Origin of the sequence: Microbacterium sp. Se63.02b (genome assembly GCF_014171575.1) — a bacterium.
In the GTDB taxonomy this organism is placed as follows: Bacteria; Actinomycetota; Actinomycetes; order Actinomycetales; family Microbacteriaceae; genus Microbacterium.
Genome location: NZ_CP050453.1, coordinates 2,434,040 through 2,456,444 on the forward strand (window position 1 = coordinate 2,434,040; position 22,405 = coordinate 2,456,444).

Annotated in this window: 21 protein-coding genes and 3 pseudogenes; 4 read left to right on the plus strand and 20 right to left on the minus strand. The window is 66.7% G+C overall.

Features of this window, described 5'->3' with window-relative positions:
• The first annotated feature begins 26 nt into the window (after positions 1-26).
• The 3 genes from G4G29_RS11970 (at position 27) to G4G29_RS11980 (ending at position 1,472) form a co-directional block, all read left to right on the plus strand.
• Entirely contained in the window at positions 27-431 is a 405-nt protein-coding gene (locus G4G29_RS11970) for a Rid family hydrolase (protein WP_183150280.1), read from the plus strand.
• 62 nt (positions 432-493) lie between these two features.
• Complete coding sequence (locus G4G29_RS11975; RefSeq protein ID WP_309491575.1) at positions 494-970, plus strand: GNAT family N-acetyltransferase; 477 nt, start codon at positions 494-496, stop codon at positions 968-970.
• A gap of 82 nt (positions 971-1,052) precedes the next feature.
• On the plus strand, positions 1,053-1,472 hold the full coding sequence (locus tag G4G29_RS11980) for a rhodanese-like domain-containing protein (protein WP_183150282.1): 420 nt from the start codon (positions 1,053-1,055) through the stop codon (positions 1,470-1,472).
• 59 nt (positions 1,473-1,531) lie between these two features.
• Here the strand turns inward: G4G29_RS11980 and G4G29_RS11985 are convergent, their stop codons facing one another.
• The 5 genes and pseudogenes from G4G29_RS11985 to G4G29_RS12005 form a co-directional block, all read right to left on the minus strand.
• Positions 1,532-1,966 carry a cytochrome c oxidase subunit 4 gene (locus tag G4G29_RS11985; RefSeq protein WP_183150283.1) on the minus strand — a complete coding sequence of 145 codons (435 nt, stop codon included), beginning with the start codon at positions 1,964-1,966 and terminating at the stop codon, positions 1,532-1,534.
• 3 nt (positions 1,967-1,969) lie between these two features.
• Entirely contained in the window at positions 1,970-3,622 is a 1,653-nt protein-coding gene (gene ctaD, locus G4G29_RS11990; RefSeq protein ID WP_051662515.1) for a cytochrome c oxidase subunit I, read from the minus strand.
• An 84-nt stretch (positions 3,623-3,706) separates the two neighbouring features.
• Entirely contained in the window at positions 3,707-4,609 is a 903-nt protein-coding gene (coxB, locus tag G4G29_RS11995; RefSeq protein ID WP_183150285.1) for a cytochrome c oxidase subunit II, read from the minus strand.
• A gap of 108 nt (positions 4,610-4,717) precedes the next feature.
• Complete coding sequence (erpA, locus tag G4G29_RS12000) at positions 4,718-5,080, minus strand: iron-sulfur cluster insertion protein ErpA (protein ID WP_183150286.1); 363 nt, start codon at positions 5,078-5,080, stop codon at positions 4,718-4,720.
• A 70-nt stretch (positions 5,081-5,150) separates the two neighbouring features.
• A pseudogene (locus tag G4G29_RS12005) lies at positions 5,151-6,553 on the minus strand (dipeptidase).
• 45 nt (positions 6,554-6,598) lie between these two features.
• Between G4G29_RS12005 and G4G29_RS12010 the strand changes: the two are divergent.
• Positions 6,599-7,168, plus strand: coding sequence for a DUF3043 domain-containing protein (locus G4G29_RS12010; protein WP_244632592.1), 570 nt, complete (start codon positions 6,599-6,601; stop codon positions 7,166-7,168).
• 3 nt (positions 7,169-7,171) lie between these two features.
• On the opposite strand, the pseudogene G4G29_RS12015 reads toward G4G29_RS12010, so the two are convergent.
• From G4G29_RS12015 to ftsZ, 15 genes and pseudogenes are all read right to left on the minus strand, one after another.
• Positions 7,172-8,177: pseudogene (locus G4G29_RS12015) on the minus strand (quinone-dependent dihydroorotate dehydrogenase); the annotation flags it as partial.
• A 10-nt stretch (positions 8,178-8,187) separates the two neighbouring features.
• Positions 8,188-8,658 (minus strand): transcriptional regulator NrdR, encoded by a 471-nt coding sequence (gene nrdR / locus G4G29_RS12020; protein WP_183150287.1) that lies wholly within the window; start codon positions 8,656-8,658, stop codon positions 8,188-8,190.
• 10 nt (positions 8,659-8,668) lie between these two features.
• Positions 8,669-9,968 (minus strand): annotated as a pseudogene (gene hisD / locus G4G29_RS12025) (histidinol dehydrogenase).
• 90 nt (positions 9,969-10,058) lie between these two features.
• Entirely contained in the window at positions 10,059-11,192 is a 1,134-nt protein-coding gene (locus G4G29_RS12030) for a hypothetical protein (protein WP_244631967.1), read from the minus strand.
• Between the two features lie 72 nt (positions 11,193-11,264).
• Positions 11,265-14,783 (minus strand): DNA polymerase III subunit alpha, encoded by a 3,519-nt coding sequence (dnaE, locus tag G4G29_RS12035; protein WP_183150288.1) that lies wholly within the window; start codon positions 14,781-14,783, stop codon positions 11,265-11,267.
• Between the two features lie 60 nt (positions 14,784-14,843).
• On the minus strand, positions 14,844-15,875 hold the full coding sequence (locus G4G29_RS12040) for a hypothetical protein (protein ID WP_210274172.1): 1,032 nt from the start codon (positions 15,873-15,875) through the stop codon (positions 14,844-14,846).
• 22 nt (positions 15,876-15,897) lie between these two features.
• Positions 15,898-16,500 carry an RNA polymerase sigma factor gene (locus G4G29_RS12045; protein ID WP_183150290.1) on the minus strand — a complete coding sequence of 201 codons (603 nt, stop codon included), beginning with the start codon at positions 16,498-16,500 and terminating at the stop codon, positions 15,898-15,900.
• A 31-nt stretch (positions 16,501-16,531) separates the two neighbouring features.
• A complete protein-coding gene (locus G4G29_RS12050; protein WP_183152822.1) occupies positions 16,532-17,131 on the minus strand; it encodes a GNAT family N-acetyltransferase in 600 nt (199 codons plus the stop codon).
• A 48-nt stretch (positions 17,132-17,179) separates the two neighbouring features.
• Entirely contained in the window at positions 17,180-18,100 is a 921-nt protein-coding gene (locus tag G4G29_RS12055; RefSeq protein WP_183152823.1) for an RluA family pseudouridine synthase, read from the minus strand.
• 2 nt (positions 18,101-18,102) lie between these two features.
• Complete coding sequence (gene lspA / locus G4G29_RS12060) at positions 18,103-18,783, minus strand: signal peptidase II (RefSeq protein ID WP_258566828.1); 681 nt, start codon at positions 18,781-18,783, stop codon at positions 18,103-18,105.
• Positions 18,784-18,792: 9 nt separating this feature from the next.
• On the minus strand, positions 18,793-19,392 hold the full coding sequence (locus G4G29_RS12065) for a DivIVA domain-containing protein (protein WP_183150291.1): 600 nt from the start codon (positions 19,390-19,392) through the stop codon (positions 18,793-18,795).
• Between the two features lie 181 nt (positions 19,393-19,573).
• Positions 19,574-19,873 carry a YggT family protein gene (locus G4G29_RS12070; protein WP_183150292.1) on the minus strand — a complete coding sequence of 100 codons (300 nt, stop codon included), beginning with the start codon at positions 19,871-19,873 and terminating at the stop codon, positions 19,574-19,576.
• Positions 19,874-19,876: 3 nt separating this feature from the next.
• A complete protein-coding gene (gene sepF / locus G4G29_RS12075) occupies positions 19,877-20,350 on the minus strand; it encodes a cell division protein SepF (protein WP_131491280.1) in 474 nt (157 codons plus the stop codon).
• Positions 20,351-20,393: 43 nt separating this feature from the next.
• On the minus strand, positions 20,394-21,071 hold the full coding sequence (locus G4G29_RS12080) for a YggS family pyridoxal phosphate-dependent enzyme (protein WP_183152825.1): 678 nt from the start codon (positions 21,069-21,071) through the stop codon (positions 20,394-20,396).
• A 26-nt stretch (positions 21,072-21,097) separates the two neighbouring features.
• Complete coding sequence (gene ftsZ / locus G4G29_RS12085; protein WP_183150293.1) at positions 21,098-22,240, minus strand: cell division protein FtsZ; 1,143 nt, start codon at positions 22,238-22,240, stop codon at positions 21,098-21,100.
• Positions 22,241-22,405: the final 165 nt, after the last annotated feature.

Genomic DNA, 22,405 nt, shown 5'->3' on the forward strand with positions numbered 1-22,405 from the left:
GTCTCCGAGGGTGAAAGGATCGGACCATGCCTTCCGTCGTCCAACTGCTCCGCGCCGACACCCTCGCCGATGCCCCCTATGCATACGCTGCCACCGCACCGGCAGGATCTCGCCTGATCTTCCTCGCCGGCGCCTGCCCCCTGGAGGATGACGGGACGACGACGGCGCCGGGCGACTACGCCGCGCAGGCCGCCCGGTGCATCGTGACGCTCACGGCCGCTCTGCACGCCGCGGGTGCGACCCTCACCGACGTGATCAGCACGCGCGTCCTGGTGGCATCCTCCCGACAGTCCGACCTAGTCGCGGCGTGGGATGTGGTCCAAGAGGCGTTCGACTCCCACGACGTCCCCAGCACGCTGTTGGGCGTCACCGTACTCGGCTACGACGATCAGCTCGTCGAGATCGAAGCGATCGCGGCCGTGGCGGAGTGACGATGGTGTTCCGCGTGCGTCCCGCCTCCCCTTCCGACGAGGACGCAACCGGACGGATCGAGGTGGCCGCCGACACAGTGCTCATCGATCGATTCGGTGCGTTGGACTGGCCTCCCCCGACTCCGCCGCAGGAGCGCACCGCGGCGCCCGGCTTCGTGCTCGTCGCCGAGACCATCGAGACGACCGATGCGACCGATGCGGCCGGTGCGAAGGATGCGACGGTCGTGGGCTTCGTGCACGTGCTCGAGATCGACGGTCACGCGCACCTCGAACAGCTCTCCGTCTTGCCTTCTCATGGACGGCGTGGCATCGGCCGTCGACTCGTCGAGGCCGCGCTGGCGGAGGCTCGACGCCGCGGACACCCCCGTGTCTCGCTGCGGACCTATGCTGACGTGCCGTGGAACGCGCCGTTCTACGCCTCGTGCGGCTTCATCGTGACCGAACCTGACACCCCGCTGCTTCGCAGCCTGATCCGGATCGAGACCGATCTCGGCCTCTTCGAACACGGTCACCGTGTGCAGATGACCGCTGTGCTGTGAGTGCCTCGAACTGACCGGAATCGCACCCGCGACGGCAGTAAAGTGCTCGAGGCCTGCGGCCGCCCCGTCATAGGCTGAGGCCATGATCGACCGCACCGACTATTACTCCGCAAAGCTCTCGTACGAGACGGACCCGAGCGATGTACACGCCGCGCAGAAGGCGGGCGAGAACGTCGTCATCATCGACGTGCGCTCCGCCGAGGCATGGGCGCAGGGCCGTGTCGCGGGAGCCGTGCACATGCACTACAGCGAGATCGCGAACCGTGCCCCCGTCGAGATCCCGGCCGATGCCGACGTCGTCGTGTACTGCTGGAGCCCTGGGTGCAATGCCGGAGCGAAGGGCTCCCTCGAATTCGCGAAGCTCGGATACCGCGTCAGGGAGATGATCGGCGGCTTCGAGTACTGGGTTCGCGAGGGCTATCCCGTCGAGGATGCCGACGGGGTGCACCGTCGCCCGGTCGACCCCCTCACCGGCATCGCACGCGTCCGCACCCACGCCTGAACCACACCCGCAAAAGAGAAGGCCCCCGGACGGATCCGGGGGCCTTCTTCATGAGTGTGTCAGCGGGCGAAGTTCCCGCGGTAGTACTCGTACACCCATCCGACGATCGCGACGACGAAGATCGCGAGACCGATCGGGAGCAGGAAATGACCGACAGCGAGTCCGACGACGAAGACTCCGGCTGAAGCGGCGAGCACGATCGGCCACCACGACCACGGGCTGAACTCGCCGAGCTCGGGGTCTCCGTCATCGATGTCGGACGTCAGGATGTCTTCGGGCAGCTCGCCCCTCTGCGCCTTGTGCGTGCGGTCGAGGTAGAACGCGATCATGGCTGCCATGAACGCTGCGAAGAACAGGGCGACGGTGCCGACCCATTCGATCCGCTCCGCGAAGTTGTCGGAAGGCGTGGCGAGGATGTGCCAGCCGGTGTAGACGACGCCGACGAGAGCGAAGAACGCCGTCAGGATCCACCAGAGAATGACGTTGTCGCGCATGACTTAGTGGGCCTCTCGCTCGCCGGGCGCCGTGGTCGCGAACTCGGCTGCCTCCGGGTGGTTCAGGTCGAACGCAGGACGCTCGCTGCGAATGCGCGGGATCGACGTGAAGTTGTGTCGCGGCGGCGGGCACGACGTCGCCCACTCGAGCGAAGCGCCGTAACCCCACGGGTCGTTCACGGTGACCTTCGGTGCCTTGCGCGCCGTGATCCAGACGTTCAGGAAGAACGGCAGCATCGAGGCACCGAGGATGATCGCGCCGATCGTCGAGACCTGGTTCTGCCAGGTCCAACCGTCGGCTGCAGAGTAGTCGGCGTAGCGACGCACCATACCGTCGACACCAAGCCAGTGCTGGATGAGGAAGGTCATGTGGAAGCCGATGAACAGCATCCAGAAGTGCACGTAGCCGAGGCGCTCGTTCAGCATGCGCCCTGTCCACTTCGGCCACCAGAAGTAGAAACCGGCGAACATGGCGAACACGACGGTGCCGAAGACCACGTAGTGGAAGTGGGCGACGACGAAGTACGAGTCGGAGAGCGCGAAGTCCAGCGGCGGAGCGGCGAGGATCACACCGGTGAGGCCACCGAAGACGAACGACACGAGGAACCCGAGGGCGAAGACCATCGGAGTCTCGAAGGTCACCGACCCTCGCCAGAGCGTGCCGATCCAGTTGAAGATCTTCACACCCGTCGGCACCGCGATGAGCATCGTCATCAGGGCGAAGAAGGGAAGCAGGACGGAGCCGGTGACGTACATGTGGTGCGCCCACACGGCCACGGACAGCGCGGCGATCGCGATCGTGGCGTAAACGAGCGTCTTGTATCCGAAGATCGGCTTGCGGCTGAAGACAGGGAAGATCTCCGACACGATGCCGAAGAACGGCAGCGCGATGATGTAGACCTCGGGGTGGCCGAAGAACCAGAACAGGTGCTGCCACAACAGGACGCCGCCGTTCGCGGGGTCGTAGATGTGAGCGCCGAGGATACGGTCCGCAGCCGCGGCGAAGATGGCTGCAGCGAGCACCGGGAAGGCCATGAGGATCAGGAGGCTCGTGATGAGCGTGTTCCACGAGAAGATCGGCATGCGCCACATCGTCATACCCGGGGCGCGCATGGTGATGATCGTGGTGATGAAGTTCACGGCACCGAGGATGGTTCCGAATCCGGAGATACCGAGACCCACCATCCACAGGTTGCCACCGGCACCGGGCGAGAAGGACGCTCCGGCCAGCGGTTGATACGCGAACCAGCCGAACGACGCCGCACCCTGGGGTGTGAGGAAGCCGGCGACCGCGATGGTCGAGCCGAAGAGGAAGAGCCAGAAGGCGAACGCGTTCAGACGCGGGAACGCCACATCGGGAGCGCCGATCTGGAGCGGGAGGATCGCATTGGCGAAGCCGGCGAACAACGGTGTCGCGAACATCAGCAGCATGATCGTGCCGTGCATCGTGAACAGCTGGTTGTACTGCTCCTTCGTCGGGACGATCTGCATACCCGGCGCGAACAGCTCAGCGCGGATGACGAGGGCCATCACGCCGCCGAGGAGGAAGAACAGGACCGAGGCGATCAGGTACATGTACCCGATGGTCTTGTGGTCGGTGGAGGTGATCCACTTGACGACGATGTTGCCCTTCTGCTCCACACGCGAGGAGCTCATGAGAGCAGCCTGGCGTGCCGGCAGAGTGGTGGGACGGGAGCGAGGCGCTTCGTCCGTGCGAGGAGCTTCGGTGGTCGACATTGCTTACTCCTCTCCTTCCTCGGTTTCGGTCTGCCCGGACGTGCCAGGCAGATTGGAGAGTCGGTCGTAAGCGTCGGTGATGTCGCCCGTGTTGCCCTTCTCCTCAAGGGACTCGAGGTACGCGTCGTACTCGTCCTGCGAGACGACCTTGACGTTGAAGAGCATCATCGAGTGGTACTCGCCGCAGAGCTCGGCGCACTTGCCGGCGTACTCGCCCTCGCGGGTCGGGATGAAGGACCAGGAGTTGTCCTTCCCGATGAACATGTCCTTCTTGTAGAGGAAGTCGATGATCCAGAAGGAGTGGATGACGTCGCGCGACTGCAGGTCGATCGTGACCTTCTTGTCGACCGGGAGCACCAGAGTGGGCAGCTGCGACTGGTCGATGTTGCCTTCCGCATCAGGCTGGGCCTGGATCCCCATCGTCCACACGGCGTCGGAGTTGTCTTCCTCTTCGCCGTCGTACTGGAAGTCCCACGCCCACTGCTTCGCGATCGCGGTGATCTCGACGTCGGGGTCGTCCCACTTCGCCTCGATCTCCGTCTGGTCGCGCGCCGTGAAGAAGAACATGCCCAGCACGAGGATGAGCGGCACGATCGTGTAGAAGATCTCGATCGGCATGTTGTAGCGCATCTGGACCGGAAGGCCGGTCTGCCCCTTGCGGCGACGGTACGCGATCGCGGCCCAGGCCATCAGGCCCCAGGTGATGACGCCGACGGCGAGAAGCACGATCCAGGAGTTCACCCAGAGTGACGACACGCGCTCGGTCTGATTGGTGGCAGCGGGGCCGCCCTCCACGAAGCCCGGAAGAAAGCCGTTCAGCTCGGTGGGAGTACATCCCGCCAGGGCCAAGGCTGCCGCAACTCCCACAGGGAGGGCGGCCCAACGAAGGCTGCGTTTCGAGGGCACGATGCACCTTTCAGATCGCGAACAGAGCACACCCAAGTCTAGGGCAACCTCACACCTGATTCATGCCAACCACGCAGGTTGAGAACGTTCGCCAGGTGCCGTGCCGACTCAGTGGAAGCTGTCTCCACATGCGCAGCTGCCTGCAGCGTTGGGGTTGTCGATCGTGAACCCCTGCTCGGAGATCGTGTCCTTGAAGTCGATCGACGCGCCGTCGAGGTACGGGATGCTCATGTTGTCGACGATGACCTCGACGCCGTCGAAGTCGACCGTCTCGTCGCCCTCGAGGTAACGCTCGTCGAAGTAGAGCTGGTAGATGAGGCCAGAGCATCCGCCGGGCTGCACGGCGACGCGCAGACGCAGATCGTCGCGGCCTTCCTGCTCGAGCAGGTTCTTCACCTTGGTCGCGGCGGCGCCGGTCAGGCTGATCCCGTGGGCCTTGGTGATGTCTGAGGTCAGGGTGGTGTCGCTCATGTCGCTCCTTGTGACGGGCCGCTGGGGCACGGCTTCTCGCGCAATTCTACCGCCGGTGCGGCAGAACGGCTCAGAGTCGGACCGTGTTCATCCGGGCGAGGAGCAGTGCCTCGCTCGCGACGGCATGGCGGAAGGTGTCCAGGTGGAGGGACTCGTTCGGACTGTGTGCCCGGGAGTGAGGGTCCTCGACCCCCGTGACGAGGATCTGAGCCGTCGGGAACTCCCGCACGAGGTCGGCGATGAAGGGGATCGAGCCGCCGACGCCGAGATCGATCGACGGGACTCCGTATCCATCGCGCATGGCGTCGCGCGTCAACGCCACGGCCCATCCGCTGGTGTCGACCAGGAAGCCGTCGCCGAGGTCGACGTCGGAGAACGTGAGCTCCGCCCCGAACGGCGCGTGTGCACGCAGGTGTGCTTCGAGAGCCTGGTAGGCCTCCTGCCCGGTCTGCCCCGGCGCGACACGCGCGCTGATCACGACCGTGACCTCGGGAAGCAGGGTGTTGGACGCTGCACCCACGCTCGTGGCGTCGATCCCGATGACCGTGACCGACGGCTTGTTCCAGATCCTGCTGAGGATCGTTCCGCCGCCGATGGGCGTCGTGCCGGGCAGGAGACCCGCCTCGTCGCGCAGGGTCGCTTCCGAGTACTCCGGAGTCGGCGCGTCCCGTTCGGTCATGCCCGCGACCGCGACAGAGCCGTCGGCGTTCCAGAGTGTGGACAGCAGGGTGACGGTGGCCATCATCGCGTCGGGCACGGCCCCGCCGAACATCCCGGAGTGCGAGGCATGGTCCAGTGTGCGTACCCGCATCGTGAAGCGGGCGTTGCCACGCAGGGAGACGGTGAGTCCCGGTGTCACGGAGTCCCAGTTGCCGGAGTCGGCGACCACGATCGCATCGGCGCGCAGAGCCTCCTTGTTGTCGGAGAGGAACTGCGCGAAGGACCGCGAGCCGTACTCCTCCTCCCCCTCGATGAACATGGCGATGCCGAGGTCGAGGTCGTCACCCAGCACTTCGCTCACCGCGCGGACAGAGGCGATGTGCGCCATGATCCCGGCCTTGTCGTCGGCTGCGCCACGGCCGTAGAGGCGCCCGTCGCGCACCGTCGGCTCGAAGGGCGGCGTCTCCCAGAGGGAGTCGTCCCCCGGAGGCTGCACGTCGTGGTGCGCGTACAACAGGATCGTCGGCCGGCCGTTGCGCGCGGCCCGTGTGGCGAGCACAGCAGGCTGCCCCAGCTCGTCCGTCCCGGGGATCCGTGCACGGAGCACACGCACGTCGTCGAACACACCGGAGTCGGACGCCAGCGCGGCGACCTGCTGCGCACTGCGTTCCAGCTGAGTCTGGTCGAACGCGGGCCACGCCATCCGGGGATGCGCACCAGGTGGCCGAGGTCGGAGAGCGCGGACGGGATCCCGGTCGCCACAGCCTCGAGAACAGCGGCATCGGACTCACGGGGAGGAACAGGAGAGGTCATGCGAGTAATCTTAAGGTGATCCCCGTCAGCGAACCGAGGAACTCCGTGTCCACTACCCCTGCCTCCTTCGACGAACGACGACGCCCCCGAGACGCCAGCCGTCGGAAAGGGCCGCGCGACGCCGACCCGAGCGGAGCAGGAGGCAGCTCGTCGCCGCCCCTGGTCGCCAACACGAAGGAGGCCAAGGCAGCCGCCAAGGCCGACCTCAACGAGCGGCGCGCCCGTGCCCAGGCCGGAATGGCGGCGGGCGAGGAGAAGTACCTCCCGGTGCGCGACAAGGGTCCTCAGCGCCGCTGGGTGCGTGACTACGTCGACGCCGGCTGGCACCCCGCCGAGTTCGTGATGGCGGTCATGGTGCTGGTCATCCTCGCCTCTCTCCTGCCGTCGAACATGATGATCTCGTTCTATGCCTACCTCGTGATGATGGGGTATCTCGTCATCGCCATCGGCGGCATGGTCCTCCTCGCGATGCGGGTCAAGCGCAAGGCGGCCGCGAAGTTCGGCAAGGAACGTCTCGAGCGGGGTCTCGGCTGGTACGCCGCGATGCGCGCCCTGCAGATGCGCTTCATGCGCCTGCCGAAGCCGCAGGTCAAGCGCGGGCAGTACCCCGACTGACCAGCCCCTGTTGATCTCGCGGCCCCAGAACGGGCCGCGGTAGAGGAACGCCGTGTAGCCCTGCACGAGGGTCGCACCGGCATCCAGACGCTCCTGGACGTCGGCCGGTGTCTCGACGCCGCCGACGGCGATCACGCAGAACTCTGCAGGGACGGCCTCGCGCACGACGCGCAGGACCTCGATCGAACGCTTCTTCAGCGGCGCGCCCGACAGTCCGCCGGCACCAGCGGCTTCGACCGTCGAGGCATCCGTCAGCAGGCCCTCTCTACTGATCGTGGTGTTGTGAGCGATGATTCCCGAGAGACCTTCGGCGACGGCCATCCGCGCGATCGCCGTGATCTCCTCGTCAGGAAGGTCCGGCGCGATCTTCACGAGCAGCGGCGTACGACCGGACGCCTCCTTGACGGCCCGCAACAGCGGGGCGAGGGTCTCGACCGCCTGCAGCCCGCGCAGGCCCGGAGTGTTCGGGGAGGACACGTTCACCGCGAGGTAGTCGGCGAGCGGGGCAAGGCGCGTTGCCGAAGCGACGTAGTCCGCCGTCGCATCCTCGACCTCCACCACACGACTCTTGCCGATGTTGACGCCGATCACCGTGTCGGGAGCGCCTCGGCGGAGACGCGCGAGGCGACGCGCCGCAGCGTCGGCGCCTGCATTGTTGAAGCCCATCCGGTTGATGACCGCCCGGTCGGCGATCAGCCGGAACAGACGTGGCTTCGGATTCCCCTCCTGGGGATCGCCGTCACCGTGCCGACTTCCACATGCCCGAACCCGAGCGCCGCCAGACCGCGCACACCGATGGCGTTCTTGTCGAAGCCCGCAGCGACGCCGAACGGCGACGGGAAGGTCAGCCCGAGCGTCTCGACGCGCAGCGAGGATCCGGAGCCGTCAACGCACGCGTCGCCCAGGAGAAAGGCGGCGCACCGAGCACGCGGATCACCGCCATGCCGGCGTGGTGAGCGAACTCGGGGTCGAAGCGCGAGAGGACAGCGCGGAAGAGCAGCGGATACATCACTGCCAGATTACCGGTCGACGGGCTCCTGCTCGGTGTGGTCTGCGCGCAGGTCGGTGATCGCCGCTTCGAAGTCCTCGAGCGAATCGAACGCCTGATACACGCTGGCGAAGCGCAGGAAAGCGACCTCGTCCAGCTCACGCAACGGACCGAGGATGGCAAGACCGATCTCGTTCGCATCGAGCTGAGAGACGCCGGTCTGACGCACGGCCTCCTCCACCCGCTGCGCGAGGATCGCCAGGTCGGCCTCTGTCACCGGTCGCCCCTGACACGCCTTGCGCACACCGGAGATCACCTTCTCGCGACTGAACGGCTCCATCACGCCGGAACGCTTGATGACGTTGAGGCTCGCAGTCTCGGTGGTCGTGAAGCGCCCTCCGCATTCCGGGCACTGACGACGACGCCGGATCGAGAGACCGTCGTCGCTGGTGCGCGAATCGATGACGCGGGAGTCGGGATGACGGCAGAAGGGGCAGTGCATCTGACAGATCCTACGCGGTGAACCGCGCCTCGATCGCCTCGCCGTGCGCGGGGAGCACCTCGGCATTCGCGAGGGCGACCACCCCGTCGCGCACCTCGAGAGCGCGGCGCGGTCGTAGGTGATGACCTGCTGCGGGCGCAGGAACGTATATGCACCGAGGCCCGATGCGTAGCGCGCCTGACCCCGGTCGGCAGCACGTGGTTGCTGCCTGCCATGTAGTCGCCGAGACTGACGGGCGTCTGATCCCCCACGAACACCGCTCCGGCGCTCGTGAAGGCGGAGGCGGCCTCCTCCGCGTCTGACAGGTGCAGCTCGAGGTGCTCCGGCGCATAGGCGTTACTGAACGCCGTGGCCATCTCCCTGTCATCCACGAGCACGATCGCCGACTGCGGTCCGCCCAGAGCTTCGCCCACGCGTGTGCTGTGACGGGTTGCTGCACCCTGCCGCTCGACTTCGACCGCGACACGAGACGCGAGTTCCGGAGAGTCGGTGACCAGCACGGCCGAGGCCTGCTCGTCGTGCTCGGCCTGGCTGATCAGGTCGGCTGCGACCAGCCGCGGGTCCGCGGTCGCGTCGGCGACGATCAGGATCTCGGTCGCTCCCGCCTCCGAGTCCGTGCCGACGACGCCCGCGACAGCGCGCTTGGCGGACGCGACGAAGTTGTTCCCCGGCCCTGAGACCACGTCGACCGGATCGAGACCGATCGACGCCACCCCCAGGCGAGAGCGCCGATCGCCCCGGCTCCTCCCATCGCGTACACCTCGGTCACGCCGAGCAGGCCGGCGGCCGCGAGGATCGTCGGGTGGATCCGGCCGTCGCAGTCCGCCTGCGGCGGAGAGGCCAGCGCGATGCTCTGCACTCCGGCGACTTGCGCGGGGACCACGTTCATCACGACGCTCGATGCGAGCGGTGCCTTCCCACCGGGGATGTAGACCCCCGCACGGGAGACCGGCTGCCACCGCTGCAGAATCCGTGCGCCGGGACCGATCCCGGTGGTCTGAGGAGCCGGCACCTGCGCCTCGGACCCGCGACGAACCCGCTGGATCGCCTCCTCGAGCGCGGCGCGCACGGCGGGGTCGACCGATGCCAGGCCTCGGCGATGTGCGCGGCGGGCACGCGCACATCATGACCTCTGACGCGATCGAACTGCTCGGCCTGCTCACGGAGGGCGGCCTCCCCGTGGACGCGCACGTCCTCGACGATGCGGGTCGCGGTGTCGAGCGCCGCGGCGGCGCCTGCGCGGCGCGCGGAACGGCGGCGAGCATGTCGGCGGGCGAGAGCTCGCGCCCCCGCAGATCGATCGTGCGCATTTCAGCCTTTCGTGATGTCGGAGATGTCGTGGAGGTAGCCGATGCGCCCGTCATCATGTCGAACGACGTACGCCCCTCCACGATCCTCGATCACGAGAGCCCACGCGCTCGGCCCGATACGGAACAGCGGTTCACCGCGCTCGTCGTGCACGTCGCGCTCGGATGGTGCGAGGATCCAGAACGGCTGAGCGGCGACGGCGGCCTCGCGCGGATTCGTGGCATCGAGGTCGGGACCGGCGAGATCCTCCACCACGAGGGGCTCCGAGTCGTCTGCGGCACCGGCGGCCTCGTACGTCGCCGCCGTCTCCAGCAATGACTCGATGCTGCCCGTGTCGGAGACGATCTCGGGTTCCTGCCCCGGGAACGCCGGGAATAGGCGGGCACATACTCCTCGTCGGCCGTCGACGGCTCCGTGCCGAGCCCGCCACCGGACGCGTGCGCCGTGAGGGGCACCTGGTCGGCGAGGTCGAGCCGGGCGATCTCGTCGGTGGCCTGTCGACCGGACGACTCGACGTCGAGGTCGGCGCCGGGGGCGCCGTACCCACCATCGACGATGACGTCGGTCCGTTCGTCTTCTGACTTCTCCGCTTCCTCGGACGAAGACGCGGGAACGGACTCGATGCGCGGGCGCGGAATAACGGGGCGGACCGGATTGGCGTTGCGGTGGGCGAGCGTGACGAGACGCCCGTGGAAGTCTTCTTTCACCCCGGGGATGATGGGCGCGAACACCGTCAGGACGACGAGCGCCACGGAGAGGACGAACATCGCCACGCCGTTCCAGGGCAGCGTCCAAAACCCTGTGGCGATGACGCCGGAGATCGCGAGCCACACGCTCCCCGCCCACACCACCGCCGCGACGGAGAAAGCGACCGAGGCGAACTGATCGATGCCGAGAGAGCCGACGCGACGGATGCCGTCCGGCGAGAACCGACGCAGCACGAGCAGGAACACCGCGACCGTCGGCACGGCGATCGGGAGTATCCACTGGATGCCGAGGCCCCAGAGCGAGACTCCCGCTGTCAGGGGGAAGAAGGAGAGGATGAACGAGACCAGCCACACGCCGACGATGAGGAGTTCACGCAGAGTGAATCCGAGTATCCCGAACTCCGGAGTCACCTCCTCGTCGTAGAGGACGCCGTCTTCGTCGCTGAAGATAGAATCTTCCAACTCCGTGGCGGGAGAATCCGTCTCGGGAAGGTCCGGCTCGGGGATGTCCGTGCTCATGGGAGGTCCTTTCGTCACCGTGCTCGACGGGGGGAGATCGTCGTGCTGCCGACGGCTCACGATCCTACCCGCTCACCCGAGACAGCTGGGGCCGAGCAGCGACTTGAGGTCACCGAAGAGGTCGGCGGAGACCTTGACCGGCATCGGCACCTCGAAGACCTTCGCGGTGCCACCACGATGCACCCGGAGCAGCACCTCGGTGTCACCGTTGTGACGGCGCAGCACCTCGGCGAGTTCCGTCATGACGCGCTCGGTGGCGCGCTGCTCGGGGAGCACCAAGGCAAGCGGACCGGCCGCGTCGAAGGAGCCGATGTCGGGCGCGAACGCGGATTGCGCATGCAGATTGAGTCCGTCGTCGCGCCGGGACACACGGCCGCGCACCGCGAGGATGGCATCCTGCTGCAGTGTGTGCTGGAACTCCGTGTAGGTCTTGCCCATGAACATCACGGTGACCTCGCCGTTGAAGTCCTCGACGGTGATCATGCCGTAAGGATTGCCGCTGGCCTTCGCGACGCGGTGCTGCACGCTCGTCACGAGCCCCGCGACGGTGACCTGGTCGCCGTCCTGCAGGTCCTCGGAGTTGTTGAGGTCATGGATCGAGATCGACGCGTGCTTCGCGAGCGGAACCTCGAGTCCGGCGAGCGGGTGATCGGACACATAGAGGCCGAGCATCTCGCGCTCGAACGCCAGCTTGTCCTTCTTGATCCATTCCGGACGAGCAGGCACCTTCGCCGGCGCCGCCTCCTCCATACCGTCGTAGAGGCTGTCGAAGTCGAACCCGATGGCACCCTGGGCCTCGTTGCGCTTGCGATCCACGGCCGCCTCGACCGCGTCCTCGTGCACCTCCATGAGTGCCCGACGGGTGTCTCCCATCGAGTCGAAGGCGCCGGCCTTGATCAGCGACTCGACGGTGCGCTTGTTCGAGACGTGCAGCGGCACCGTGTCGAGGAAGTGATGGAACGACGTGAAACGCTCATCCTTCCGCGCCTGCACGATGCCCTCGACCACGTTGCTGCCGACGTTGCGCACGGCGCCGAGGCCGAATCGGATGTCGTCGCCGACGGCGGCGAAGAAGTTGATCGAGTCCGAGACGTCGGGCGGAAGCACCTTGATACCCATGCGGCGGCACTCGTTGAGGTACAGCGCCATCTTGTCTTTGGAGTCGCCGACACTGGTCAACAGCGCAGCCATGTACTCGGCCGGGTAGTGCGCCTTGAGGTACGCGGTCCAATAGGACACGAGGCCGTACGCAGCCGAGTGGGCTTTGTTGAACGCGTAGTCGGAGAAGGGCAGCAGGATGTCCCACAGCGCCTTGATCGCCGCCTCGCCGAAGCCACGTTCCTTCATACCGCCCGCGAAGCCCTCGTATTGCTTGTCGAGCTCGGACTTCTTCTTCTTTCCCATCGCTCGACGGAGGATGTCTGCTTGACCGAGGCTGAACCCTGCGACCGCCTGAGCGATCGCCATGACCTGCTCCTGGTAGATGATGAGGCCGTAGGACTCCTGGAGGATCTCGGCCAGCGGTTCGGCGAGTTCGGGGTGGATCGGGGTGATCTCCTGAAGTCCGTTCTTACGGAGCGCATAGTTCGTGTGCGAGTTCGCCCCCATCGGACCCGGGCGGTACAGCGCGATCAGAGCCGAGATGTCACCGAAGTTGTCGGGCTTCATCAGTCGCATGAGCGAGCGCAGCGGCGGGCTGTCGAGCTGGAAGACGCCGAGGGTGTCGCCGCGCGCGAGCAGTTCATACACGCCGGGATCGTCGAGTCCGAGGTGCTCGAGATCGAGCTCTTCGCCACGGTTCGTCCGGATGTTGTCGAGCGCGTCGGAGATGATCGTGAGGTTGCGGAGCCCCAGGAAGTCCATCTTGATCAGCCCGAGCGACTCGCACGACGGATAGTCGAACTGCGTGACGATCTGGCCGTCCTGCTCCCGCTTCATGATGGGGATGATGTCGAGCAGCGGGTCGGACGACATGATCACGCCGGCGGCGTGCACGCCCCATTGACGCTTCAGGCCTTCGAGACCGAGCGCGCGGTCGAAGACCGTCTTGGCCTCGGGATCGGTCTCGATCAGCGCACGGAACTCGCTCGCCTCTTTGTACCGGGGGTGTGCCGAGTCGAACATGCCGTCGAGGGGCATGTCCTTTCCCATGACGGGCGGCGGCATCGCCTTGGTGAGCCGCTCCCCCATGCTGAACGGGAAGCCGAGGACGCGACCGGCGTCTTTGAGCGCCTGCTTCGACTTGATCGTGCCGTAGGTGACGATCTGGGCCACGCGCTCGGAGCCGTACTTCTCCGTGACGTAGTCGATGACCTCGCCGCGGCGCCGGTCGTCGAAGTCGACGTCGAAGTCGGGCATCGAGACGCGGTCGGGGTTCAGGAACCGCTCGAAGATCAGGCCGTGCTCGAGGGGGTCGAGGTCGGTGATCTTCATCGCATACGCGACCATGGATCCTGCTCCGGAACCACGGCCGGGACCGACGCGGATGCCGTTGTCCTTGGCCCAGTTGATGAAGTCGGCGACGACCAGGAAGTACCCGGGGAAGCCCATCTGCAGGATGATGCCGGTCTCGTACTCGGCCTGCTTGCGCACCTTGTCGGGGATGCCACCCGGGTACCGGTAGTGCAGCCCCGTCTCGACCTCTTTGATGAGCCAGCTGTCTTCGGTCTCGCCGTCCGGCACCGGGAACCGCGGCATGTAGTTCGCGGACGTGTCGAACTCGACTTCGCAGCGCTCGGCGATCAAAAGGGTGTTGTCGCAAGCCTCGGGGTGATCGCGGAACAGCTGCCGCATCTCGGCGGCGGTCTTGATGTAGTACCCGTCGCCGTCGAACTTGAAGCGGTTCGGGTCGTCCATGGTGGAGCCCGACTGCACACACAGCAGTGCCTCGTGCGCATCGGCCTCGTGCTGATGTGTGTAGTGCGAGTCGTTGGTCGCGACCAACGGGATGTTCAGGTCTTTCGCGAGCCGGAGCAGATCGGTCATCACCCGGCGCTCGATGGAGAGACCATGATCCATGATCTCCGCGAAGTAGTTCTCTTTGCCGAAGATGTCCTGGAACTCTGCGGCTGCCGCCCGTGCCGCGTCGTACTGCCCCAGTCGGAGCCGCGTCTGCACCTCGCCGGACGGACACCCCGTCGTGGCGATGATCCCCTTGCCGTAGGTCTGGAGCAGCTCGCGGTCCATGCGGGGCTTGAAGTAGTAGCCCTCCATGCTCGACCGGGAGCTGATGCGGAAGAGGTTGTGCATGCCTTCAGTGCTCTGGCTCCACATCGTCATGTGGGTGTAGGCGCCCGAACCCGAGACGTCGTCGCTCTTCTGATCGGGTGATCCCCACTGCACGCGCGTCTTGTCGCTGCGATGGGTGCCCGGGGTCATGTAGGCCTCGAGACCGATGATCGGCTTGACCCCGGCGTTACGCGCCGCGTTGTAGAACTCGAACGCGGCGAACGTGTTGCCGTGATCGGTCACGGCGATGGCAGGCATGCCGTATTCGGCAGCCGCCTGAGTCATCGCGTTGATCTTCGCCGCACCGTCGAGCATCGAATATTCGCTGTGCACGTGCAGGTGGACGAAGGAGTCGGATGCCATGTCTTCGAGTCTAAGGCGGGGCCCCGACACCGGAGGTCGGTGCCGGGAGCCTCGCAGACCTCACCCGCCCTGCGGCGCGGAGTCGACGACCGAGGTCAGCACGGTCGTCACAGAATCCACCGTGTCTCCGGCGGGCCCCCCGTCGCCGTAGTCCTCCGCGATGGAGGAGACGAGCCCCTGTGCGGTGTCCACGGCGATCGTGGTCGTCCGGTGACCGTCGACCACGTACCGCAGCGTCGCCGTCGAGCCGTCGTCTGCGAGCACCTCGAACCCCGGGATCAGAGCAATCGCGAGGAAGAAGGCCGATCGCAGATCCGCCGGCATCAGGTTGATCGCCGAGGGGTCGGAGAGCCCGGCCACGAGCCATCGGTCCGCTTCCTGGCCGGTCATCCCCGACTGCGCACGCAGCCAGTCGAGCAGCTCCTGCGGCTGCCTCGGCATCTCGGCGTAGTACGGACGATATCGGTCGGCCAGATAAGGCATCGGAGGCTCATCCCCTCCGACCGCAAGATACTCCCCACCGGGAAGGACCTCGATCCGGTCACGATCCACACCCTTCGCGCCCGGCCACGAGGACCACTCCTGCGCCGCCTCTTCGCCGCGGGCGCCGAACGAGTCGACGACCTCCGCATGTCCCCAGTCGTAGAACCAGTCGCCCGCCCGATCGGCCGGGACGTAGAGCACGCGGGTGTCGCGCACCCGCACAGCGGCATCGCTGTCGTCGCGAGAGGCGTTGAACGCGAAGGTGTTCTCGTCGTCGTCCTCGGCCCAGTCCGCCCTCCAGTACTGCACGTGTTCGCCGACGGTCTCGATGCGCAGATACTGTCCGGTGACCAGAGTCGTGTCCTGCGCGCCGAATGTGACGGCGGATGCCCGTTCCAGCACCTCGGCCGCCGCGGCATCGGGAACACGCGGAGGCGCCAGCACGGATCCCACCACGATCGCGGTCACCGCCGCTCCCGCGACCAGCCCGCCGAGACCAACCCCGGCCCAGGCCCGGCGTCGCGATCGAGCCGATCGCCGCGACCGCGCGCCCCGCGCCATCTCCCGCGTCAGCGCGTACCTGGCTGCGCGGACGTCGTCGTCATCCACGCGGGACTCGTGTGCCCCGAGCTCACGAACCTGTTCCATAAGCGGCATCGCTCTCCTCCTTCTTCATCCAGGTCAGGCGGGTGGCACCCCGCGAACCGGGCGGCGCGAGTTGTCGACGCACACGATTCAGCCGAGACCGCACCGTTCCCACGGGCACACCGAGGGCATCAGCGATCTGCTCATAGGTGAGGTCGCCCCAGGCGTGCAGCAGCAGCGTGTCTCTGTCCCTGGCGGCGAGTGCAGCGATCCGCGGTGCGAGCGCCCGCAAGGCGGCGTCGGCGTCCATTCGCGCCTCCGACGCGGTCTGCGGCGGTTCCGCCACGACATCGGCCGAGGACGAGGCCTCGAAAGCGCGCCATTGGCGGGCCTCAGCGGCTCGATGGTTCTTGACCACACGCGTCGCGATGCCGAGAAGCCACGGTCGAGCAGAGGCCCAGCTCCGATCGAATGCGGCCCTCCGCCGGAACGCGACGAGGAATGTCTCGCTGAGGACGTCGTCCACGGCGTCCGAGCCGATGCGTCGGCGGATGTATCCGCCGACGGGGCGGACGTGCCGCTCGAAGATCTCGGAGAATGTTCCGGGGTCGTCGATCGACCGCTCGATGATCTCGCTGTCGGTGCTCACACTGAGTATTGGGCGAGGTCGCGGAAACGGTTCACGCTTTTCTCGAAGACTTCTCGGATGCCCGGAGGTCGAGCCGCATCAGCACACGAGGGAATCCGTCGAGGACCGATCCGGTGTCGGCGACCTTCTCGAACCCGACTCCCTCGAACAGCGCCCTCGTGCCGACGTACGCCATGGTCAGATCCACCTTCTTCCCCTCGTTGTCGACCGGATATCCTTCGATCGCCGGCGCCCCGCGCTTCTTCGCATATGACACGGCCCCCGCGATCAGCGCGTGCGAGATCCCCTGCTTCCGGTGCCCCGGCCGTACACGGAGACACCACAGCGACCAGACATCGAGATCGTCGACGTGCGGGATGAGCCGGTTCCGCGCGAAGCTCGTGTCGCGTCGCGGATGCACCGCCGCCCATCCGACCGGCTCATCACCCAGATACGCGATCACACCGGGAGGCGGGTCCTGGTGACACAACTCGCGCACGCGATCGGCACGAGCAGTCCCTCTCAGCGCCACATTCTCCTTGTTGCCGATGCGATAGCTCAGGCAGAAGCACACGTTCGACGTCGGCTTCTTGGGCCCGACGAGCGCCGCGACGTCGTCGAACTCGGTTGCGGGGCGAACCTCGATGTCCATGCGAACAGTGTCGCGCATGTCGCCGACACCGCACGCGGGTGTGCCGGGTCAGTCGCCGCGCAGCACGTCGAGCGCGTGTTGGAAGTCGTCGGGATACGGGGACTCGAACTGCACCAGGTCCCCCGTCGTCGGGTGAGTGAAGGCCAGCTGGTGCGCATGCAACCACTGGCGTGTGAGTCCGAGGCGCGCGGACATCGTGGGGTCGGCGCCGTACAGAGGATCCCCCACGCACGGGTGCCGGTGTGCGGCCATGTGCACCCGGATCTGATGCGTACGTCCGGTCTCGAGGTGGATCTCCAGCAGCGAAGCGCCGGGGAACGCTTCGAGGGTCTCGTAGTGCGTGACCGAGGGCTTCCCGTCGGGGACGACGGCGAACTTCCACGAGTGGTTCGGGTGCCGTCCGATCGGCGCATCGATCGTCCCGGCCAGCGGATCGGGATGCCCCTGCACGACGGCGTGGTAGATCTTCTCGACCGTGCGCTCCTTGAAGGCCTGCTTGAGGACCGTGTACGCGTGCTCGGACTTCGCCACGACCATGAGGCCGCTCGTGCCGACGTCGAGTCGGTGCACCACGCCCTGGCGCTCCGCAGCGCCGCTGGTCGACACGCGGAAGCCTGCCGCGGCGAGGGCGCCGACCACCGTCGGGCCCTCCCATCCGACCGAGGGGTGCGCCGCCACCCCGGTGGGTTTGTCCACCACGATGATGTCGTCGTCGTCATACACGATGCCGAGCTCCGGCACCGCGATCGGGACGATCCTGGGCGCCTCCTTCGGCTGCCATTCGACCTCGAGCCAGCCTCCGCCTCGGAGACGATCCGACTTGTCGAGGGTCACTCCGTCGAGCCGTACTCCCCCGGCGGCCGCCACGTCTGCCGCGAAGGTCCGGGAGAACCCCATGAGCTTCGCCAGCGCGGCATCCACCCGCGTGCCGTCCAAGCCGTCGGGAACCGGCAACGATCGGGACTCCACGTTCAACGGCCTCCTGCTGCGCGTCCCGCACCCTCCGGAGGCGAGTCATCTCCCCCGATGCGGTCGGTCGCGTCGGCCTGGGCATCCGCGAACTCCGCATCGGCCTCGGTGGCGACAACCGCGGCCTCCGCGGCGGCCTCCGCCTCCTCATCCGTCTCGACGACGGCGTGATCGCGTTCGCGCGTGCCGTCGAATCGCAGTCCGAAGACCACGAGCAGCGCCACCGAGATCATGCCGGTGACGATGAAGACGTCTGCCACATTGAAGATCGCCGGCATCATCCACGGCATCGAGATCATGTCGACGACATGGCCCACCGGGAATCCGGGCTCGCGGAGGAGACGATCGGTGAGGTTGCCGAGAACCCCGCCGAGCAGGCAGCCGAGCACGACCGCCCACAGTCGGGACTTCAGACCGAAGGCCTTCCAGATGATCACCGAGGCGACGACGGCCAGAGCGATCGTGAAGATCCAGGTCACCTCGGAGCCGAGCGAGAACGCCGCACCGGGGTTTCGCACGTAGTACAGCTGAAGAAACTCTCCGAGCACGGGAACCGGCACCTGAAGCGGGAGGTTCTCGATCGTGAGGTACTTCACAAACTGATCGGCGGCCAGCACGACCGCTGCGAGAATCGCAACGATCGCACCGGCCGCCGACCGACGAAGGGGACGGCGTCCTGACAAGAGGGCGCCTTACAGACCGATCGCGGAGACGGGTGTGGAGTCCGTGGACGCCGACTTCTCGTCGAGATCACGGAGCTGGCCCTCGATGTAGCCGCGCAGCTGCGAACGGTAGTCGCGCTCGAAGTTGCGAAGCTCGGTGATACGAGCCTCGAGCGTGTTGCGCTCCCGCTCCAGGCGTGCCGACTCCTCGCGCTGCTTGGCCTCGGCCTCGGTGCGGATACGTGCGACCTCGGTCTCGGCCTCGGCGATGAGGGCGTTGCGCTTGGCCTCACCTTCGGCCACGTGCTCGTCGTGAAGACGCTGCGCGAGCCCGATGATGCCGGCGGTCGCGGTGGCGGAGCCGGTCGGAGCGGGCTCGGCGGGCACCTCGGCGACGGGGGCCGGAGCCTCGGTCACGGCGGGTGCGGCCGCAGGTGCTGCAGCCTCGGGCGTCTCGCCGGACTCGTACGCGGCCAGCTTGGCCTTCAGCTCGACGTTCTCTTCGAGAGCCTTGCGCCACTCGATGACGATCTCGTCGAGGAAGTCGTCGACCTCGTCCGGGTCGAAGCCGTCCTTGAACCGGACGTGCTGGAACTGCTTGGTGACGACGTCATCCGGGGTAAGTGCCATGAGTGGCTCCTCTTTCGATGAGTACGAATGCCAGTATCGATGTATGGCGTGGTCGTGATGTGGCGCGAACCCGGGGCGCGCACCTGGGTGCCAGCATAGCCCCCGCGCCTCGGCGTCGCGATGTCACGACACCCAGACTGCGTGAACTCGACCGGTGGATTCCGGGCGTTTCGCCGGGACTTCAGCGGATGAAGAGTCTCGCGACGTTCATGAGGATCAAGACCACCAGCAGTGTGAGCGTGAAGCCGAAGTCGAGCGACAACGAGCCGATCCGCAGCGGAGGGATGATCCGCCGGAAGAACCGGATGGGCGGATCGGTGACCGTGTAGACGGCCTCAGCGGCGACCAGCCCGAATCCCTTCGGACGCCACTCCCGATTGAACATCGGGATGTAGTCGAGGATCAGGCGCGCGAAGAGCACGAAGATGTACAGAAGCAGCACCAGGTGGATGATGCTCGCGATGACCGAGACCAGCTGCACGGCTTACGACTGGTCGAAGCCCGCAGACTCAGCGTCTGCGTGTGCGATGCCCCCATGACCGGACACAGCGATGTTCTCGGGCGAGAGCAGGAAGACCTTCGAGGTCACGCGCTCGATGCGGCCGTACAGCCCGAGGGAGAGACCACTCGCGAAGTCGATGAGTCGGCGCGCGTCGGCGTCGCTCATCTGGGAGAGGTTGATGATGACGGGGACGCCCTCGCGGAAGCTCTCCGCGATCAGCTGCGCGTCGCGGTACTGCTTCGGGTGGACTGTGAGGATCTCGTTCACGGCTCCTGCAGAGGGCTGGCGGACGGCGACGGGGCGACGCAACGGCGTGACGGGGGCCGGTGCCGGCTCCTCACGTTCACGATCGCGCTCGCGGTGGGCGCGGGCCGGAGCCTGCGTCTCTTCTTCGTAGACCTCTTCCTCATCGGCGAGGCCGAGATACACCATGGTCTTCTTCAGCGGGTTACCCATCGTGTCCTCCGGTTCGAACGTTTCGGGCTGGTCTTTTCACAGGTTAACCCCGGTCGGGCCGAGGGCCTGTGATTGCGGAGCCGATCCGCAGGTGTGTCGCGCCGGCGGCGATGGCCTCGGCGAAGTCTCCGGTCATGCCGGCAGAGATCCAGTGTGCGGACGGGTCGATCTCCCTGACCACATCGGCCAGTTCCCGCAGACGCGCGAAGGCGGCGGCAGGTTCCTCATCCAGAGGCGCGACGGCCATCACACCGCGCAGACGCAACGAAGGCAGTGACAGGACGTGTTCGGCGAGGGTGCGCACCTCGGAGGGTTCGGCTCCTCCTCGACCATGATCCTGCGTGAGGTTGACCTGGACGAGCACGTCGAGCACATCGTCGCCGGTAGCCGCTCTGTGCAGCGCATCGGCGAACCGTGCGCGATCGACGGAGTGCACCACATCGGCGCTGCGTCGGATCGCCCCCGCCTTGTTCGTCTGCCCCTGGCCGATGAAGTGCCAGGTCATGTCGAGGGCGGCCAGCTCCGCCTGCTTCGCCGTGAGCTCCTGCTGGCGGTTCTCCCCCACCTCTCGGACCCCGAGCGCGCGCAGATCACGCACGAGCGATGCCGGGTGGAACTTCGTCACCACGATGCGGGTGATCTCCTCCGGTGCCCTGCCCGCGTCCCGCGCGGCGACGGCGATGCGCTCGTCGATCGCCGTCAGCCGCGCGGCGAGATCTATCGACCCCGACCCGCCGACCGTGGAGGTCACTTCAGGAATTCGGGGATGTCGATGTCGTCATCCGCGAAGGCCGGCTCGATGCTCGTGGTCGGCACGCGCTGCTGCACGGGCTCGGCCGGGGCGGTCTCGTTCTTCGCCTCGTCCTCCTCCGGCAGCGCCACCTCGGGAAGGGTCGTCGCGGAAGGGCGCGACACGACCATCGGGTCCAGACGCAGCGAGGGCTCCCCGCCGTCGAATCCTGCCGCGATCACGGTCACACGCACCTCGTCGCCGAGGGTGTCGTCGATGACCGTACCGAAGATGATGTTCGCCTCCGGGTGAGCCGCTTCCTTGACGAGGTCGGCGGCATCGTGGATCTCGAAGATGCCCAGGTTGGATCCACCCTGGATGGAGAGGAGGACTCCGTGCGCGCCCTCGATGGATGCTTCGAGGAGCGGCGACTCCACGGCGAGCTCGGCTGCCTTGATCGCGCGATCGGCACCGCGCGCCGATCCGATGCCCATGAGCGCGGAACCCGCTCCCTGCATGACCGACTTCACGTCGGCGAAGTCGAGGTTGATCAGACCGGGCGTCGTGATGAGATCGGTGATGCCCTGGACACCGGCGAGGAGGACCTGGTCGGCGGTCGCGAAGGCCTCGATCATGGAGATGCCGCGGTCGCTGATCTCGAGGAGACGGTCGTTCGGCACCACGATGAGCGTGTCGACCTCTTCCTTCAGCTTGGCGACGCCGGCTTCCGCCTGGCTCTGGCGACGACGACCTTCGAACGAGAACGGCTTGGTCACGACGCCGATGGTGAGGGCTCCGATGGACTTCGCGATTCGTGCCACGACAGGAGCGCCACCCGTTCCGGTGCCACCACCTTCGCCGGCGGTCACGAAGACCATGTCTGCCCCGGTGAGGGCCTGCTCGATCTCCTCGGCGTGGTCCTCCGCAGCGCGGCGACCCACCTCGGGATCAGCACCGGCTCCGAGGCCGCGAGTGAGCTCCCTGCCCACGTCGAGCTTCACGTCGGCGTCGCTCATGAGCAACGCCTGCGCGTCGGTGTTGACCGCGATGAACTCGACTCCGCGGAGACCGAGATCGATCATGCGGTTCACGGCGTTGACGCCGCCACCGCCGACGCCGACGACCTTGATCACGGCGAGGTAGTTCTGGTTCTGGCTCATGGCCGGCCTCCGATTATTCGAGCCTGAAACGGGTGAACCTTAAACCTCAACTAGAGGTGTAAAGTATTTCCCGGTATTGCGTTCTCTTTGATCGAAGGTAAGCGCCGCCTGCCTGCGCGCGCGCAACCACATGGGCGTGTCGCGCCATTCCCCGAGAAACCCGGC